The sequence below is a fragment of the Limnohabitans sp. TS-CS-82 genome (assembly GCF_002943475.1).
On sequence record NZ_PTQX01000016.1, the window covers coordinates 1 to 15,465 of the forward strand.

Genomic DNA, 15,465 nt, shown 5'->3' on the forward strand with positions numbered 1-15,465 from the left:
TCATTCCATCTCTCAGGTGCCACCGCCTGATCACACTTAATAACGCCACGTTGATCACTCCTGTGCCTCCTGCTCAATGCTGAGCAGGACAGTTTGACTACGTGGGTCAAATTTGGATGCAAATACCTAGGTTTAGTGGCTCACTATTGGATGCAATTCAACAGTCTCAGCCCCTGATCTGAAGACCTGGGACTTGGGATGAGTTTTGCCGGATTGCTGGATAAATATACAGCTTTTTACAGGTTTGTCAAAAGCACTCATGCAAGCCGCTTGGCTGCTGATACCGGCTCTAAAAGTCCAGGATTTATGCGGGATTCCAGCTCGTGACCCCCATTGGCCCGCCAAAACACGTTACCTCTGGAGGGGCTCACTCATACGATTTGTGGACGGTTTTTTCACCAAATCCCCTACCCATGACAGATCACCTGAACCCCTCCACAAGCCACCTCGGCAAGCGCTCCGAAAAGAGCGGATTTCTCTCCCTGTCGCAGATCGGCGAACTGATGGCTCAAGGTGCTGTCAGTCAACACCAAATGCTGAGCGAAGCACACAGCAGTCAGGTTTACGCCACTGAGCTGGACGAGTTCGTGGACTTCCATGCCTGGCAGAGCGTGAATGTGAACCCGTCTATAGAACAAGGAGTTCACCCATGAAAACACGATCCATCACCCCGCGCGAGCAGCGCAGCCTCGATCAACTTAATGCCATCCAGAACAAGGTTTTAGCCCTCGATGCCTTAAAGATGCCTGATCTCTGGAAGGTCTGGGATGTGCACTTTCCGCGCCGTCCAATTCATCCCAACCGCAAATTCATGACCGCTCGTCTGTCACACCGATTTCAAGAGTTAGCCTTTGGCACCTTGCCCCAGCCCGCCCGAGAAAGGTTGGCCGACTACGGTCAGCAGCTCTCCAAGATCAAGAGCAAAAAGCCACTCAAGGCGGTGGCCATGCCCGGCGCGACTTTGGTGCGGGAATTCGATGGCAAGGAATACCGGGTTGAGGTGCTGGCAGACGGCCGCTACGAATACAACCGGCAGATCTACGGAAGCCTGTCGGCGATCGCCAAGACCATCACCGGCACACAGTGGTCAGGACCTGCCTTCTTCGGCCTCAAAGCCAAGGAGGGAGCATGAGCATGATGACTCCCAAACGGTGTGCGGTCTACTGTCGCGTTTCCTCTGACGAACGACTGGACCAATCGTTCAACTCCATCGATGCACAACGCGAATCTGGCTTGTCCCATGTCATCAGCCAACGCAATGAGGGCTGGGTCCCAGTACAGGACACCTACGAGGATCCGGGCTACTCGGGCGGGAATATGGAGCGCCCAGGTCTCAAGCGCTTGATGGCTGACATCAAGGCAGGCAAGGTGGACATGGTGGTGGTCTACAAAATTGACCGTCTCTCCCGCTCCCTGGCTGACTTCGCCAAGATGGTGGAGGTCTTTGACAAGCACCAGGTCAGCTTCAGCTCGGTGACCCAGCAGATCAACTCAGCCACATCAACCGGGCGCCTGATGCTCAACATGCTGCTGTCATTTGCTCAGTTCGAGCGCGAAGTGACCGGCGAGCGCATCCGCGACAAGATTGCAGCCTCCAAGCGCAAAGGTTTGTGGATGGGGGGTGTGGTGCCGTTGGGCTATCGGGTTGAAGACCGCCAGCTGCTGATTGACCCGCAAGAGTCAGAAACCGTGAACTGGATCTTTGACACATATGTCAGCACAGGCTCCACCACGCTCATGGTCCAGCAAATGAAACAGCAGAACCGCTTGACGAAATCAGGACGACACTTTTGCAAGCAATCACTTCACAAAATCCTGAAAAACCGGGTGTATCTCGGCATGATTTCCCACAAGGGACAGTTTTACGCTGGGGCCCATCAGCCATTGGTTGACCAGGCCAAATGGGACTGCGTGCAACAACTGATGGCGCGCACCAGCGAGGCCAAGAACCAGGCCACCTGGGCCATGAAGGCGCGCACCGAGTTTCTGTTGCGTGGCCTGATCTACAGTCCTGGTGGTGACCTGTATCTGCCAATGGCCACACAAAAGAAATCTGGGAAGGTCTATCGGTACTACGTGCACAACAAGAAGATGCACGAAGGTGCAAGCCAGAGCAGCATTCCGAACCAACCGGCAGAACCCCTCGAACAAGAGGTGACCAAGCAGGTTCTGGATTTCCTGCGCTCGGGCACGATGCTCACCCAATACTGGCACCGCATTCAGTCCATCAACCCTGGCATTGCAGAACCGCAGGCGGTCGTGCTCATCTTGCAGCGCACAGCAAAGATCTGGGACAACTACTTTGATCAGGTGAAAAGTCACATCATCCGAAGCCTGGTGGAACGGATCACGCTGCATGAGGACGATACGGTTGAAGTCAGCTGGCGCACAGATAACTGGATACCTCTGCTGGAGACCATGAAGCCCAAAACAGTCGGCGCAGAGTTATTGGAAATGGAGATGCCCGCATGAGCGAAACGACCACCAGCGACGACATTAGCGGTGACAATTTTCGGCTCACCACGCGCACCCCCTTCAAGCTCAAGCGCCGCCCAGGTATCAAAACCGTGGTGATGGCTCCTGAAACTGCTGAAGGTCACATGAGTGGCGAGTGTATGAACAAGAGCAACCAAATTGCCCTGTTCCATGGGCTCGCTCGGGCCCACTACTGGCAACGACTCTTAGATGCGGGCGAGGTCCGCAGTGGGTCAGAAATTGCCCAACTGGAAGGGCTTGACCCGAGCACAGTCAATGAACTGCTGAGACTGACGTTGCTTGATCCAGCATTGGTGATGGACATCCTTGAAGGGAAACAGCCTCAGCAGGTCAGCATGATGTGGTTCACACGCAATGCGCTACCCGATCTGTGGCACGAACAGTTCATACCCGGGCGAGTCACCTGAAAGGGTTTCAACGTCCAATGTACGCGTCCGCTTGACCGACCAGATACGCTACGCCCCGATATGCTGTATGCAGCCAACATTTTTTTCTCCGGGAAAATAGGCCTGCAGCAGAGTGCTGTAGCCATTATCGTAGGCTGGCGGAGGAAATAAACTATGCGTACTGAGTGCAGTACTGTTGCCAAGCCATTCAAGTGCATCCGATAAATCAATCTCCAGAACGCCGCGTATTTGTGGTGAATAATCGGTTGGACGTTGTGTTTGGTTTCCTTTCATGCGCATTAGTAATCCATGCTGGGCATGTGGCCTTACAAACACCGAAGGTGCGGCGACTCTTAGGTCAATAAGTTCAGTATTACGGCCAACGTATAGTCCAGGTTTAGCAGGGTCGGGGGCAACGGCATCCGCCCCTACCAGTAAGACATATGCCTTTCCGGTGACATCTGTGCGAGGAACCCGGCGCTCGAAGTGAAGGTACTCTCCGCAAGGCCCAGCTGAGCGTGCTTGGTGACATGCAAACCAAAGCGCGACCCAAATATTGTCAACAAGGTCAATCCAAGTGGTTTTTAGACCGTAGTGCTGGAGCAGAGCTTCATGTGCATATGATTCTGTGGCCGCTAGAGGTCTGGAGAAATGAGTGATTGCCTTATTTATACGTTGAACGGCACTTGACTGCCCCCTCTTTGTAGTTATTCCCCGGAAAGCGGTTGGTGGCAAGGTTGGATAAATTTTTGATTCACCACGAAAGAACACTAGCTCTGAGTTCTGCTGCCCACGTACGTGCTTTAGATAACCAGCGGCTTGAATAAGAGTGTGCGTATCTTTGACTGGGAATACAACTTGACCTCCCGCAGTAGTGATTGCCGCTGCGCCGCGAATGTTCAATTTTTTTAATGGCATGGTCGTATTTCGAATACCTAACGAATAGCTGCGAGGTTTTTGGATTTGGCCTGTCAGACTCGCTTATTTAGCAAGTATGCGCTGGTTTTTGAGTGGCAAACTCGCCAGTGAGCCAATATACCGAAGGACAGTATGAGGTCCGACCTTCCTGCATCCGGGATAAGACGAACAGGGTTACTCATCATTGATCGTCGCCAACCGACCCAAAGCGGGTGTTGTGTCAGTTCAATTTGTCGCCTGAAAGCAGTCATTCACGCGTCCACGAAAGCAGGACACGAAGGTCCGAATGACGGGAACCTCACTACGCATGCGTGACATCGCATGATGGCCGAGTTCAGTCATCCAAGATTACTCACTGCAAATTAACCAATAGATAAAACAACGTTTCCAGTTACAGCTCCGCTTTCAACTGCCTGATGCGCCTCAGCAATTGAAGCCAAGGGGAGTTTCAGACCAATGTTGTGCTGGAGCGCATCTTGCAGCAAAAAATCAGTCAAGATTTCGATGGCACGGTGGCGGGCCGAATCGCTCAAGTTGTAGACAATAAAAAAACGAACGCCAAAGTTACGCGAAATCATCGGAAAAAACGGCAATGTGAACTGCCTTGTTCCACTTCCATACACCACCCATTGACCATCCGGCCGCACGACGTCCATGTCGATGGCAGCATTCGCTGCAATGTCCATTTCGATCACGCGATCAACACCAGCACCCAGCGTTTCCTCCAATATCCGTTGTACGACGGATTCAGTTCGGTAGTTGATGGCCAAATCGGCACCAGCGGTAAGCGCCAATGCAGCTTTCTCTGGTGAGCTGACTGTGGTGATGACCTGGCTCGCGCCCATCAAGCGGCAAAACTGTACAGCGTAGTGCCCCACCGCACCCGCTCCCCCTGCGACAAGAACACGTTGACCTTCAACGCCACCATCCGTCAATACAGCGTGCAGAGCCGTTAGAGCGGGAATACCCAGGCAAGCACCAACTTCACCAGGCACATTAGCTGGCAGGGCGACCGCCTGCTGCTCGGGCAAACACACCAACTCGGCAGCAGTTCCGAAAGGCCGAGCCCAGCCAGCGTTCCAAAGCCAGACCCGCTCACCGATTCGCGCTGGATCAACACCCGCACCGACTGCATCGATCACCCCCATACCGTCGCTGTGAGGAATGACGCGCGGAAATGGCATTGTTGGTCCGCGCACTCCCGAGCGTGCCTTCACGTCAGAAGGGTTCAGACCAGACCACTGCAAACGAACCGATACCTCACCGGTGGCTGGCTGGAAGTCTGGCCAATTTTCCACGAGAAGCACTTGATCCGCGGGTCCGGTCTGTTCATAAAAAGCAGCTTTCATCACAGGCTCCATTCGCTTTGACTGCACTCAAAACGACACTGTAACGGACGCGTAAATGCTGGCAAATCATGAGACTGCAAACCATATCTAATTTGCTGTTCTCAGCGTCTTCTATAAGGATTTACCCGCGTAATTTTATGTTTTCACTCAGTGAAATGTTGTTAGAGATGGCTACAGCTTCGAATGCGCGGGAACACATCATTCACACAAATCCAAGGCCACGTATCGGGTCGCGGAAAAAAATGACGCTTGTACATCGAAGTGGGAACTGTTATTTCCACCGGTCGGCGCGATGGAGACGTAATGATTGATTTGAATGGCAAAGTTGCAGCCGTAACTGGCGCTGCGGGCGGCATTGGTGCAGAGGTGGCTCGTGCCTTGGCGATGGCAGGGGCAAGGGTTGTTTTGGGTGATGTGCAAGCCGAGCGCGGTGAGCAAGTCGCCCAGCAGATTCGCGACGCTGGCGGCCAGGCCAAATTTGTGGTGCACGACACCTCCAATGAAGATCAATGGATCGCGTTCATCAACGCCGCGCTGGACAACTTCGGCGGCCTAGACATCCTGGTCAACAATGCCGGGATCGAGCAAACCTGCTTTCTCGAAAACATTACTGTCGCTGACATTCAGAAGCTCCTCTCCGTGAACGTGACGGGTGTGCTAATCGGTCACAAACATGCGGTACGTGCTATGAAACCAGGCGGTCGTGCTGGCAAGGGCGGAAGCATCATCAATCTGTCGTCGGTGGCCGGCCTGATTGGCACGCCTGGTTTGGGCGTGTACTCTGCGTCCAAAGGCGCGGTGCGTTTGTTGACCAAAGCGGCAGCTGTCGAATTCGGTCGACTCGGTTACGGCATTCGAGTGAATTCCATCCACCCGGGCTTGGTGGAAACCGAGATGGGCGAGAAGTTGCTCAACGATTTTGTAAGTTTGGGCATGTTCAAGGATCGCGACGACGCCTACACACAAATGAAGGCTGCACATCCTTTGGGCATCACCGGTCTGCCGAGTGACATCGCCAATCTGGCCCTGTTCCTTGCCTCTGATCTGTCGCGCTGGATGTCAGGTGCGGAACTCGTCGCCGACGGTGCGATGACAGTCAGCTGAATTCGCACCACGAACGCGGTCAATGAACCAGGGAATCAACACCATGCATGTCATGAAAATGTTCGACTTGAGCGGCAAAGTTGCCGTCATCACGGGTGCGGGCAACGGCCTCGGCTACCAGTTTGCCGAAGCGATGGCAGAGGCGGGTGCCGATGTTGTGTGTGCTGACATCGACACGGCAAGGAATGAAGCGACCGCTGCGCGCGTCGAGGCATTCGGACGCAAGGCACTCAGTATTCGGTGCGATGTAACGCGGGAAAGTGATGTGGCGAGTCTTTTCCAGACCGCAGACAAGGCATTTGGTCGTGTCGATATCGTATTCGCCAACGCCGGTATTGCAGATCTCGTCCCGCAGTCGCTGCATGACTATCCAACGGATAACTGGAATGCGGTGATGGCGGTCAATTTGCAAGGTGTTTTCTACACCGACCGTGAAGCTCTGAAGATCATGGTGCGCCAACAAAGCGGGAAACTGATAAACATTGCTTCAATGTGGGGCTTGGCTGGCGCATCGAGCGTTGCACCCATTCCCGCCTACAACGCGGCGAAAGGCGCAGTGGTCAACCTGACGCGCGAACTAGCACTTGAATACGCAACGCAAAACATTCAGGTGAACGCAATATGCCCTGGTTTCTTTCGCACCCGATTGGCAGCAGGCGCCTACGACGATCCTGAATTCGTAGCCGCGATCACCGCATTCACGCCGATGGGGCGCGTCGCCGACGCCAGCGAGATCAAGGGCACGGCGTTGTACCTCGCCTCAAACGCTTCGAGTTTCACAACCGGATTGATGTTAGTCACCGATGGTGGCTGCATGGCCAAGTAGATCCCGAGATAGTTCTTTCCCTCAAACCCTAGGAGACAAACATGAATGTAGCTGACAAAAATTCCGCAGACACAAGCAGCCAGCCGCTGCCCTCACGGCGTACCGTGCTGGGTGCCGGTGGCGCAGTGGGGTTGGTTCTGCTGAACCCTGCTTCCATCTTCGCCCAGGGTGCCGATGGCGCCAACACTATTCGTGTCGGTTTCATCAGCCCGCGAACCGGTGCTTTGGCAAGCTTCGGCGAGGCCGATGGCTATGTGCTCGAATTGGCCCGTAAATCGTTGAAAGACGGACTGACCGTGGGCGGAAAGAGATACGCAGTCGAGATTCTGGATCGCGACACGCAATCTGATCCGGCCCGTGCGAGCCAATTGGCAAAGACGCTGATTAACTCCGATAAGGTTGATCTCATCTTGGTGACATCGGCCCCCGAGACCGTGAACCCGGTTGCAGACGCTTGCGAAGGTGCAGGCGTTCCTTGTCTATCAACCGTGACACCATGGGAAGCATGGTACTTCGGACGCGGTGCTAAACCCGGCGAGCCATCACCATTCAAATGGACTTTCCACTTCTCGTTCGGCGTGGGTGAATTCGTCAAGAGCTACACCTCGCAATGGAGTCAGCTCTCCACCAATAAAAAAGTGGCCGCACTCTACCCAAATGATGCCGATGGCAACGCCATTCGCGCCAGTCTGGCACCTGCATTGCAGAAAGCGGGCTTCACCATCGTTGATGCAGGCCCCTACGAGACAGGCACCACCGATTTCTCAGCTCAAATTGCAAAATTCAAGGCCGAGAAGTGCGACATCTTCAATACCTTCCCTATCCCGCCAGATTTCGCCACTTTCTGGCGGCAGGCTGCCCAGCAAGGACTCACGAAAACCATGAAGATTGTCCAAGTCGCCAAGACTGGATTGTTTCCGTCCAGCGTCGAGGCATTGGGGCCGCTCGGGTTCAATCTCTCAAGTGCCTGCTATTGGCACAAGACGTTCCCTTACAAATCGCCTTTGACGGGTGTATCCAGCATGCAGCTGGCCGACGGCTATGAGAAGGCTGCGAACAAACAATGGAACCAGCAACTTGGAGCTTCGATGTCTCTGCTTGATGCAGGCTTCGAGGCCTTGAAGGCCAGCACCAATCCTAAGGACAAGGCCAGTGTGGCCAAGTCGCTTGGTTCGCTGGTGACCACGACCACGGTGGGCAAGGTCGACTTCACCAAGGGACCCGTGCAGGGTGCTTGCACCACGCCACTCATTGGCACGCAGTGGGTCAAAGCTCCTGCGGGCTCTAAGTACAAGTATGACTATGTCATTACAGAGAATGCAGCAGATGCCAACGTTCCGGTGGCGGTCAAACTGCGTCCGTACGCTTGAAAGCACAGGTTCGCTACACCATGTCGTCAACTGATGTATTGATTTCTGCACGGGGACTGCGCAAGCAGTACGGTGCACTGGTCGTCCTGGACGGCGTGGACTTCGAGGTTCGGCGCGGCGATGCGATCGGCATCGTCGGGCCGAACGGTGCTGGGAAGACAACCCTGCTCAGTGTTTTGTCCGGATCGCAAGCCCCGACAAACGGATCAATTGACTTTAAGGGCAATGATGTGTCATCGCTCGATGCCGCTAGACGTTGCAGGATGGGTATCGTGCGGACCCATCAGGTCCCGCAGCCCTTCAGTGGTATGACGGTGTTCGAAAACGTCTTCACCGCCGCAACCCATGGAGGTGGATTCCGCGGAGCCGAAGCCTATGATCGCTGCATAGATGCGATCGAGCTCTGCGGCATGACTAAGGTGGCTAATCGGCGTGCCGCGACACTCGGCCTGCTGGACCGAAAGCGGCTGGAGTTGACCCGCGCACTGGCAACCAACCCGCAGGTGTTGCTGCTGGATGAGATCGGCGGCGGCCTCACCGACGGCGAGGCTGCAGAACTCGTGCAGACCATCAAGGTTCTACATGGTCGGGATATCGCCATTGTTTGGATCGAGCACATCGTGCATGTACTGCTGCAGGTAGCGAAGCGGCTGGTATGCATGGATTCTGGTCGTGTAATTGCCGCTGGCGATCCAAATGAGGTGTTATCCAATGCCACTGTGATGGATGCTTACCTGGGAGGCGGCCGATGAGTCTCCTGAAAATTGAAGGCCTTGTAGCCAGACACGGTCTCCTTACAGCCGTCCAGGGCATTAGTCTGGACATCGAGCAAGGCGAAACGCTGGCACTTGTCGGCGCCAACGGTGCCGGCAAAACGACTCTACTTCGAACGCTGGCGGGCGTGCATCCAGTAACTGGTGGCCGCATCGTTTTCGACGGCGTCGATGTGAGTGCACTGCCAGCGCATCATCGGGTCATGGCGGGGCTTGCACTCGTGCCCGAAGGGCGCAAGCTGTTCCCAGCGATGACGGTACAAGAGAATTTGCTGGTGGCGCTTTCCGCCAAGCGTGAGGGAAATTGGAATCTAGGAACTGTGCTCGAAGCATTTCCGCAACTCAAACCCAAACTGAAGGCGGCAGCCGGCACCTTGTCGGGAGGTCAGCAACAGGCCGTGGCCATTGGCCGTGCGTTGATGACGAATCCGCGAGTGCTGTTGCTGGACGAAGTGTCCCTCGGCCTCTCGCCGCTGGCAGTCCAAGGCGTCTATGACTCATTGAACACCCTCATGGGCAAGGGAACGGCTCACGGCACCACCGTCGTGCTGGTCGAGCAAGACCTGCAACGTACATTTCAAGTTGCGGACCGCATCGTATGCATGCTCGAAGGCAAAGTGGTGGCCATCGGGCGGTCTGATGAGATGACACGCGAGCAAGTAATGGCCTATTACTTCGGCCATCGCACGCCCACATCAAGCCTAACTTCACAACCGACAGGAACAACATGATCTGGCTGAACCAACTCGTCCAAGGCCTGATGCTGGGGGGCTATTACGCGTTACTGGCGTGTGGTCTCTCATTCATGTTTGGTGTGATGGGCATTATCAATCTGGCGCATGGCAGTCTGGCGGTGCTGGCGGCGTACATGCTGTTTCTGCTGGCAGAACGCTTTGCAGTGCATCCCCTGCTAGGGCTTGTTGCAGTCATCCCTGTGATGGCGCTGATCGGTTGGGTGCTGCACCGGCTAGTGCTGGAGCGCAGCGCTCGTGCAGGTGCCCTGATTCCATTGTTGAGCACCTTCGGTCTCGCGAGCGTGTTGGACAATTCCATGTTCCAAGCGTTTGATGCTGACACACGTTCTCTCGCCCCCTACATCGATTCGCTTAGCTATGATGGCTGGACGCTGCCAGGCGGCATCATCGTTGGGCAACTCGCGGTCCTCACATTGGTCGTCGCCATTGCACTGCTAGGTGGACTACACCTCATACTGGCGCATACCGCATTGGGCCGACGCATTCGCGCTGCCGCTCACGATCCAGATACTGCGCAGCTGGTTGGAGTCGATGCTCGTGCAGTCTATGCGGCATCAACCGCAATTGCGATGGCCACGGTGGCGATCGCTGGTGCCTTCCTCGCGATGCGAGCCACGTTTGATCCCTATACCGGCCCCTACCAGCTGATCTTCGCATTCGAAGCGGTGATCATTGGTGGCGGGGCCTTATGGGGGACGCTTTTGGGAGGCATCGTTTTGGGGGTCGCGCAGAGCATAGGTGCACAAGTGCACCCACAAGGCTTTCTCATCGCTGGACATGTTGTCTTCCTGGCTGTGCTGCTTGCACGGGTGTATGCCGTAGACACCCTCCGCCGCTGGATCCGATCTTCCACTGGCCGATTCCGCGGCCGAGCTTGAACGCCATGAACCTTACTCCACACGCACCCTCTACCACCGTCCGTGTCACGCGCTGGACACTTCCATCGATCGCGACGGTATCTCTGGTGGTCACCGCCCAGCTCGTGCTCGTCGCGGGGCCGCTGTTCCTCTCGCCCAACGTGGTTGAGCGACTCACCACCCTGTTCATCTACGGCATCCTTGCTTTGATGTGGAATGCGCTGGCGGGCTACGCTGGTCTGCTATCTGTGGGGCATCAGGCGTTCTTTGGGCTCGGTGCGTATGCAGCAATTCGTCTGGCCGACTGGGGGGTCAGCCCTTACCCAGCACTGCTGATGGCTGCGACGCTGGTCGGCGCGCTTTCCATACCGATTGCCGCTTTCATGCTTCGACTGCGTGGCGGTGAATTTGCAATCGGTATGTGGGTAATGGCCGCACTGTGCCATCTGCTGGTCAATCTGGACAACCTCGTCCAGGGAGAGACAGGCACTTCGCTGATCGCGTTGCAAGCTTACGCCGCGGATGACCGTCGCAGCTACACCTATTGGGCGGCCTTAGGTACCATGGCCGCCCTGGCCTGGCTGGTCTTCGTGATGTTGCGCGGCAAGATGGGGACAGCGGCGCAAGCGATCCGCGACAACGAAGAAGCCGCCGGCTCGGTGGGCGTTCGGGTACTGTCCTCCAAACGCTTGATCTTCGTGCTGTCGGCATTCGGCTGCGCTGCTGCAGGCGCATTGTGGCTTGCCAGCTCGATCACGTTTCAGCCCAAGACCTACTTTAGTGTGCAATGGACGGCCTACATGATCTTCATGGTGCTGGTCGGTGGCATCGGCACATACGAAGGCCCGATCCTCGGTGCGGTTCTGTTTTTCACCATTGAAACCCTGTTTGGTGCCACTGGTGTGACCTACCTCATTGGCCTCGGCGCAACTGCTTTGTTGTTTGCCCTTTTGATGCCGCGCGGCATCTGGGGTGAAATAGAGCATCGCCTGGGGTTGCAACTCCTGCCCGTGGGTTATCGTCTGAGCTGTGGCACGGGTGACCAACCACCAAAGTGATGCCCTCATCACAAACGCGCCATGAAGACTTTGATGCCCTGAACGACGCATTGCACGCGTTTGTCAGAGTTAGCACGACCGTGCAGCCTTCTGTAGCAGAAAGCCCACTGCAAGGATGGAACATCGCGATTAAGGACTGCTTCGACCTTGCGGGAGAGATTGCAAGCGTCGGATCGCCAATGTTCACAGTACGCAGGGTGACAAGAACCGCCACCGCCGTAAAGCGATTGCTGGATGCCGGGGCATGTATCGTTGGTCATACCCATATGGTCGAACTGGCGTTTGGCGGTTGGGGCATCAACGCCTCTATGGGCACGCCGCGCAACCCATGGGATGGCCGCACTGTCCGAGTGGCGGGTGGATCGAGCAGTGGCTCTGCGGTTGCAGTAGCGGCACGTATGGTGTCTGCAGCTTTGGGCAGTGACACGGCGGGATCCATAAGAATGCCTAGTGCATTGTGCGGTATTACCGGGCTTAAAACCACATTCGGACTGATTCCAGAAGATGGCGTTTTTCCACTGGCTCCTTCGTATGACAGCGTTGGTCCGATGGCGCAATCCGCAAATGACTGTGCAAAACTGTTCGAGGTATTAACGGCAACCTGCCTTCCACCATTGCAAAATTTACATGACAGTCGGGTCCGCGTTCTAGAAAATGCAGCCTTTCCGGTCCCGGTGGAATCAGCTGTTCAGCATGCAATCGATGCGGCGGTGAATGTTTTCAATCGCCTAGGCCTACATTCCAGTAAATGCTCGCCCCCCTTCGCGTTGGCGGATCTGACACGAGATGCAGGAATACTGATTGGCGCGGAAGCGTGGACCGTTCACGGCGCGCTATTTGAGCTGGACCCAAGTGCTTTTGGAGCGGACCTGCAACGACGCTTCGAACAAGCGCGCATGGCGGACCCAGCCGCGATAGCCGCCGCACGTGGTGCCCGTGTCGAGGCAAGCGAGCGTTTCCGGAGTTGGTTACAAGCCGGTGAGATCCTGCTGCTTCCAACAGTGCATTGCAGCGCACCTGCTCTCGACTCCGTCGACGAATGCGGATCTCCGCTGGGGCAGTTCACCCGCTGGGTCAATCATGTCGGTGGTTGCGCGCTCACGCTCCCTGCAGGATTCGATACCCTCGGAATGCCAGTCGCTATACAACTCGTTGGTAGGGCTGGCACTGAGGCTCGGCTGTTGGCACTTGGTTCCGCTTTCCAGCAAGCAACAGACTGGCATCGACGGGTGCCAGACCTGGGGTGGGCCACAGATTCTTGAATCAGTGCACCGCGACGATTACGGCAGGAACTAGTTTGCCTTAGGTAGAAGCTTCAACAGTCGCATCGCATTTTCTTTGAGAATTAGCGGGTGGACCTCGGGCTTAAAGCCCGCCTCGGCGAAGTCTTTCATCCAGCGATCAGGCGTAATTAGCGGGTAATCGCTGCCAAACAGTATGCGGTCTTTGAGCAAGGTATTCGCGTACTGCACCAACTGTGGCGGAAAATACTTGGGGCTCCAGCCCGAGAGATCGATCCAGATGTTGGGCTTGTGCATGGCCAAAGAGATTGCCTCGTCTTGCCACGGCCAGCTCGGATGCGCGATGACGATCTGCATGTCGGGAAATGCGATCGCAACATCCTCCAGCAGCATCGGATTCGAGTTCTGCAATCGGAGGCCACCACCACAACGCATCCCCGATCCAATGCCGGAGTGACCACTGTGAAAGATGGCTGGTAGTTGGTATTCGTTGATGACTTCGTAGATTGGCCAAGCCATCTTGTCCTGTGGTTCAAAACCCTGCACGGTCGGGTGGAACTTGAAGCCCTTCACACCGAAGTCCTCAATCAGCCTTCTCGCTTCACGAGCCCCCATCTTGCCTTTGTGCGGATCAATACTTGCAAACGCGATCATGATGTCGCTGTTGGCCATGGCTGCTTCCGCGATCTCTTCGTTGCTGATACGCTGACGGCCCAGTTGTGCCTCGGCATCTACCGTGAAATTGACAAATCCGACCTTGCGCTCTCGGTAGTAAGCCAGCGTTTCTTGCATGGTTGGACGCCTGCTCGAACGGAAATACTTGTCGGCTGCGCGATCGTATTCCTCCCCGTAATTGTCAAACGGGTTACGGCACGACACTTCTAGGTGGGTGTGCGTGTCGATGGCGATCAGATTGTCAATGTCCATTTGATTTACCTCATTGTGCGGACAAAAGACGGTGCACACCAAGATGTTTGGCGTGCACCGATTATCTTCATGCCGTGGCAGTTGCCCTATTTTGAGTATGTGCCAGTACCTGCTCGACGATTGCGTCCGCAAACTGCGCATCGTTGATGTGGCAGTTGAACTCGCGAGCCACCACTGTTTTCGGCAATACCTCCTTCAAGGCATCCAGAAACACCGGGCACATGGCTGGGTCGTGCAGGTGGCCTTCAGGGCTGTCGTGGTGTGAGAAGCCGGTAAGCGGCACAAAGAACGACACGGGACCTTTGGCATCTGCGATCAGACCACCCATGTGCTTTGCCAGCGCCTTGAGTTCGCTTGGCTCGGTTCGAACTGCCGTCAAGGCGTGGTTGTGCATGTGGTATTTGTGGTTAGGGAACATGGTCTTCGCCACATCGATCGGGCCGGCCACCATAAAGTCGGCATTGCCAGGCGCAAAGATCACTGGCACACCCTTGGCTAATGCCGCCTTAGCACGATCTGGCCCGGCACTGCACAGGCCGTTGTTGAGGAAGTCGTTGATCTCCACAAGCGAGGTATCGACCACCGCCACCACGTCGCGCTCCGTTACGATCTGGTCCATAGCCATGCCACCGGTGCCCAAGGTGTGAAATACCATCACTTCGAAGCCCTTGGCTTCCAGTTGCTTTCGCACGTTGACGGTGCAGGCGTCGATGGTACTGAGCGTCGTCATCGCCACCAGTGGCTTCGGCTCAACGCGTGTCGGAGAATAGTTTTTGGCCATGACTGCGGTGGCTAACGCTGCATTGCGGAACACGTCACGCGTGATGCTGTTCAAGCCGGCGATGTCGCACACCGGGTTGAACATGTTGATGTCCTTGGCGCCAATAAAGGGCTTGGTGAAACCTGAAGCCATGGTCGACACCATGACTTTGGGTAGGCCGTAAGGGAACATGCCCATGACGACGGTGCCCAGGGCGGTGCCCATTGACCCACCTACGCCGATGATGCCGCTCAAGCCGTGCTTGGCGTGGTATTCAAGGGCGCATTTGACCGAACCTTCAATCATCACGCCTTGGCATTTGCCTTCGTGCTTCAGGTCGCGAACTTCTTCCAATGTCATGCCGGCCGCCGCCGCAATGGCCTCCGGTGGAATTTCGACGCTCGAATCGGTCGACCTGCGGATGCTGGCGTCAAGGTGGACCACGTCCACACCTTGTGACTCCAATACCTCGCGAATGAATTTCGCCTCCACTGCCTTGGTGTCCAGCGTGATGATCATCAGGACTTTGGGTTTATTGCTCATGCTTGTCTCCTTCTTGTGTTGATACACAGTAAATATGCGGTTTCCGTCGAATTGCGGCTTTCCGCGGGGGGGGGGGTAAAAAAAGGCCTTGGTGAAATCGGA

General features: G+C 55.7%; 16 protein-coding genes. 12 read left to right on the forward strand and 4 right to left on the reverse strand.

All coding sequences use genetic code 11. The features are described from left to right. The first annotated feature begins 413 nt into the window (after positions 1-413). The 4 genes from C5F52_RS24040 to C5F52_RS24055 are packed head-to-tail and all read left to right on the forward strand — an operon-like array spanning position 414 to position 2,903. Complete coding sequence (locus tag C5F52_RS24040; RefSeq protein WP_104800903.1) at positions 414-653, forward strand: hypothetical protein; 240 nt, start codon at positions 414-416, stop codon at positions 651-653. Continuing rightward, the gene (locus C5F52_RS24045; protein WP_104800904.1) at positions 650-1,132 is read left to right on the forward strand and encodes a DUF2924 domain-containing protein; all 483 of its coding nucleotides are present in this window, start codon (positions 650-652) and stop codon (positions 1,130-1,132) included. The genes C5F52_RS24040 and C5F52_RS24045 overlap by 4 nt, the downstream gene beginning before the upstream one ends. After that, positions 1,129-2,472 (forward strand): recombinase family protein, encoded by a 1,344-nt coding sequence (locus C5F52_RS24050; RefSeq protein ID WP_104800905.1) that lies wholly within the window; start codon positions 1,129-1,131, stop codon positions 2,470-2,472. The genes C5F52_RS24045 and C5F52_RS24050 overlap by 4 nt, the downstream gene beginning before the upstream one ends. Continuing rightward, positions 2,469-2,903, forward strand: coding sequence for a hypothetical protein (locus C5F52_RS24055; protein WP_104800906.1), 435 nt, complete (start codon positions 2,469-2,471; stop codon positions 2,901-2,903). The genes C5F52_RS24050 and C5F52_RS24055 overlap by 4 nt, the downstream gene beginning before the upstream one ends. Before the next feature lie 48 nt (positions 2,904-2,951). On the opposite strand, the gene C5F52_RS24060 is transcribed toward C5F52_RS24055, so the two are convergent. Together C5F52_RS24060 and C5F52_RS24065 are read right to left on the reverse strand one after the other, a co-directional pair. After that, positions 2,952-3,800, reverse strand: a complete 849-nt coding sequence (locus C5F52_RS24060) for an FRG domain-containing protein (RefSeq protein ID WP_104800907.1) — start codon at positions 3,798-3,800, stop codon at positions 2,952-2,954. 362 nt (positions 3,801-4,162) lie between these two features. After that, positions 4,163-5,149 carry an NADPH:quinone reductase gene (locus C5F52_RS24065; RefSeq protein WP_104801051.1) on the reverse strand — a complete coding sequence of 329 codons (987 nt, stop codon included), beginning with the start codon at positions 5,147-5,149 and terminating at the stop codon, positions 4,163-4,165. A 303-nt stretch (positions 5,150-5,452) separates the two neighbouring features. On the opposite strand from C5F52_RS24065, the gene C5F52_RS24070 reads away from it, so the two are divergent. Genes C5F52_RS24070 through C5F52_RS24105 form a run of 8 tightly spaced genes read left to right on the forward strand, consistent with a single transcriptional unit; the run spans position 5,453 to position 13,154 of the window. Beyond that, complete coding sequence (locus C5F52_RS24070; RefSeq protein ID WP_104800908.1) at positions 5,453-6,253, forward strand: SDR family NAD(P)-dependent oxidoreductase; 801 nt, start codon at positions 5,453-5,455, stop codon at positions 6,251-6,253. 52 nt (positions 6,254-6,305) lie between these two features. Continuing rightward, complete coding sequence (locus tag C5F52_RS24075) at positions 6,306-7,079, forward strand: SDR family NAD(P)-dependent oxidoreductase (RefSeq protein WP_161499760.1); 774 nt, start codon at positions 6,306-6,308, stop codon at positions 7,077-7,079. Between the two features lie 41 nt (positions 7,080-7,120). Continuing rightward, the gene (locus C5F52_RS24080) at positions 7,121-8,449 is read left to right on the forward strand and encodes an ABC transporter substrate-binding protein (protein WP_104800910.1); all 1,329 of its coding nucleotides are present in this window, start codon (positions 7,121-7,123) and stop codon (positions 8,447-8,449) included. Next, complete coding sequence (locus C5F52_RS24085; RefSeq protein ID WP_236657997.1) at positions 8,446-9,201, forward strand: ABC transporter ATP-binding protein; 756 nt, start codon at positions 8,446-8,448, stop codon at positions 9,199-9,201. Before C5F52_RS24080 ends, C5F52_RS24085 begins: the two co-directional genes overlap by 4 nt. Continuing rightward, positions 9,198-9,953 (forward strand): ABC transporter ATP-binding protein, encoded by a 756-nt coding sequence (locus C5F52_RS24090; protein WP_104800912.1) that lies wholly within the window; start codon positions 9,198-9,200, stop codon positions 9,951-9,953. The genes C5F52_RS24085 and C5F52_RS24090 overlap by 4 nt, the downstream gene beginning before the upstream one ends. Continuing rightward, a complete protein-coding gene (locus C5F52_RS24095; RefSeq protein ID WP_104800913.1) occupies positions 9,950-10,855 on the forward strand; it encodes a branched-chain amino acid ABC transporter permease in 906 nt (301 codons plus the stop codon). Before C5F52_RS24090 ends, C5F52_RS24095 begins: the two co-directional genes overlap by 4 nt. Positions 10,856-10,860: 5 nt before the next feature. Beyond that, positions 10,861-11,892, forward strand: coding sequence for a branched-chain amino acid ABC transporter permease (locus C5F52_RS24100; protein WP_104800914.1), 1,032 nt, complete (start codon positions 10,861-10,863; stop codon positions 11,890-11,892). Next, complete coding sequence (locus C5F52_RS24105) at positions 11,892-13,154, forward strand: amidase (RefSeq protein ID WP_104800915.1); 1,263 nt, start codon at positions 11,892-11,894, stop codon at positions 13,152-13,154. The genes C5F52_RS24100 and C5F52_RS24105 overlap by 1 nt, the downstream gene beginning before the upstream one ends. A 30-nt stretch (positions 13,155-13,184) precedes the next feature. Here C5F52_RS24105 and C5F52_RS24110 read toward each other — a convergent pair whose 3' ends face one another. Continuing rightward, positions 13,185-14,060: an amidohydrolase family protein gene (locus tag C5F52_RS24110; protein ID WP_104800916.1), complete on the reverse strand. Its 876-nt coding sequence runs from the start codon at positions 14,058-14,060 to the stop codon at positions 13,185-13,187. Positions 14,061-14,127: 67 nt separating this feature from the next. Then, positions 14,128-15,363, reverse strand: a complete 1,236-nt coding sequence (locus tag C5F52_RS24115) for a Tm-1-like ATP-binding domain-containing protein (RefSeq protein WP_104800917.1) — start codon at positions 15,361-15,363, stop codon at positions 14,128-14,130. Between the last annotated feature and the right edge of the window lie 102 nt (positions 15,364-15,465).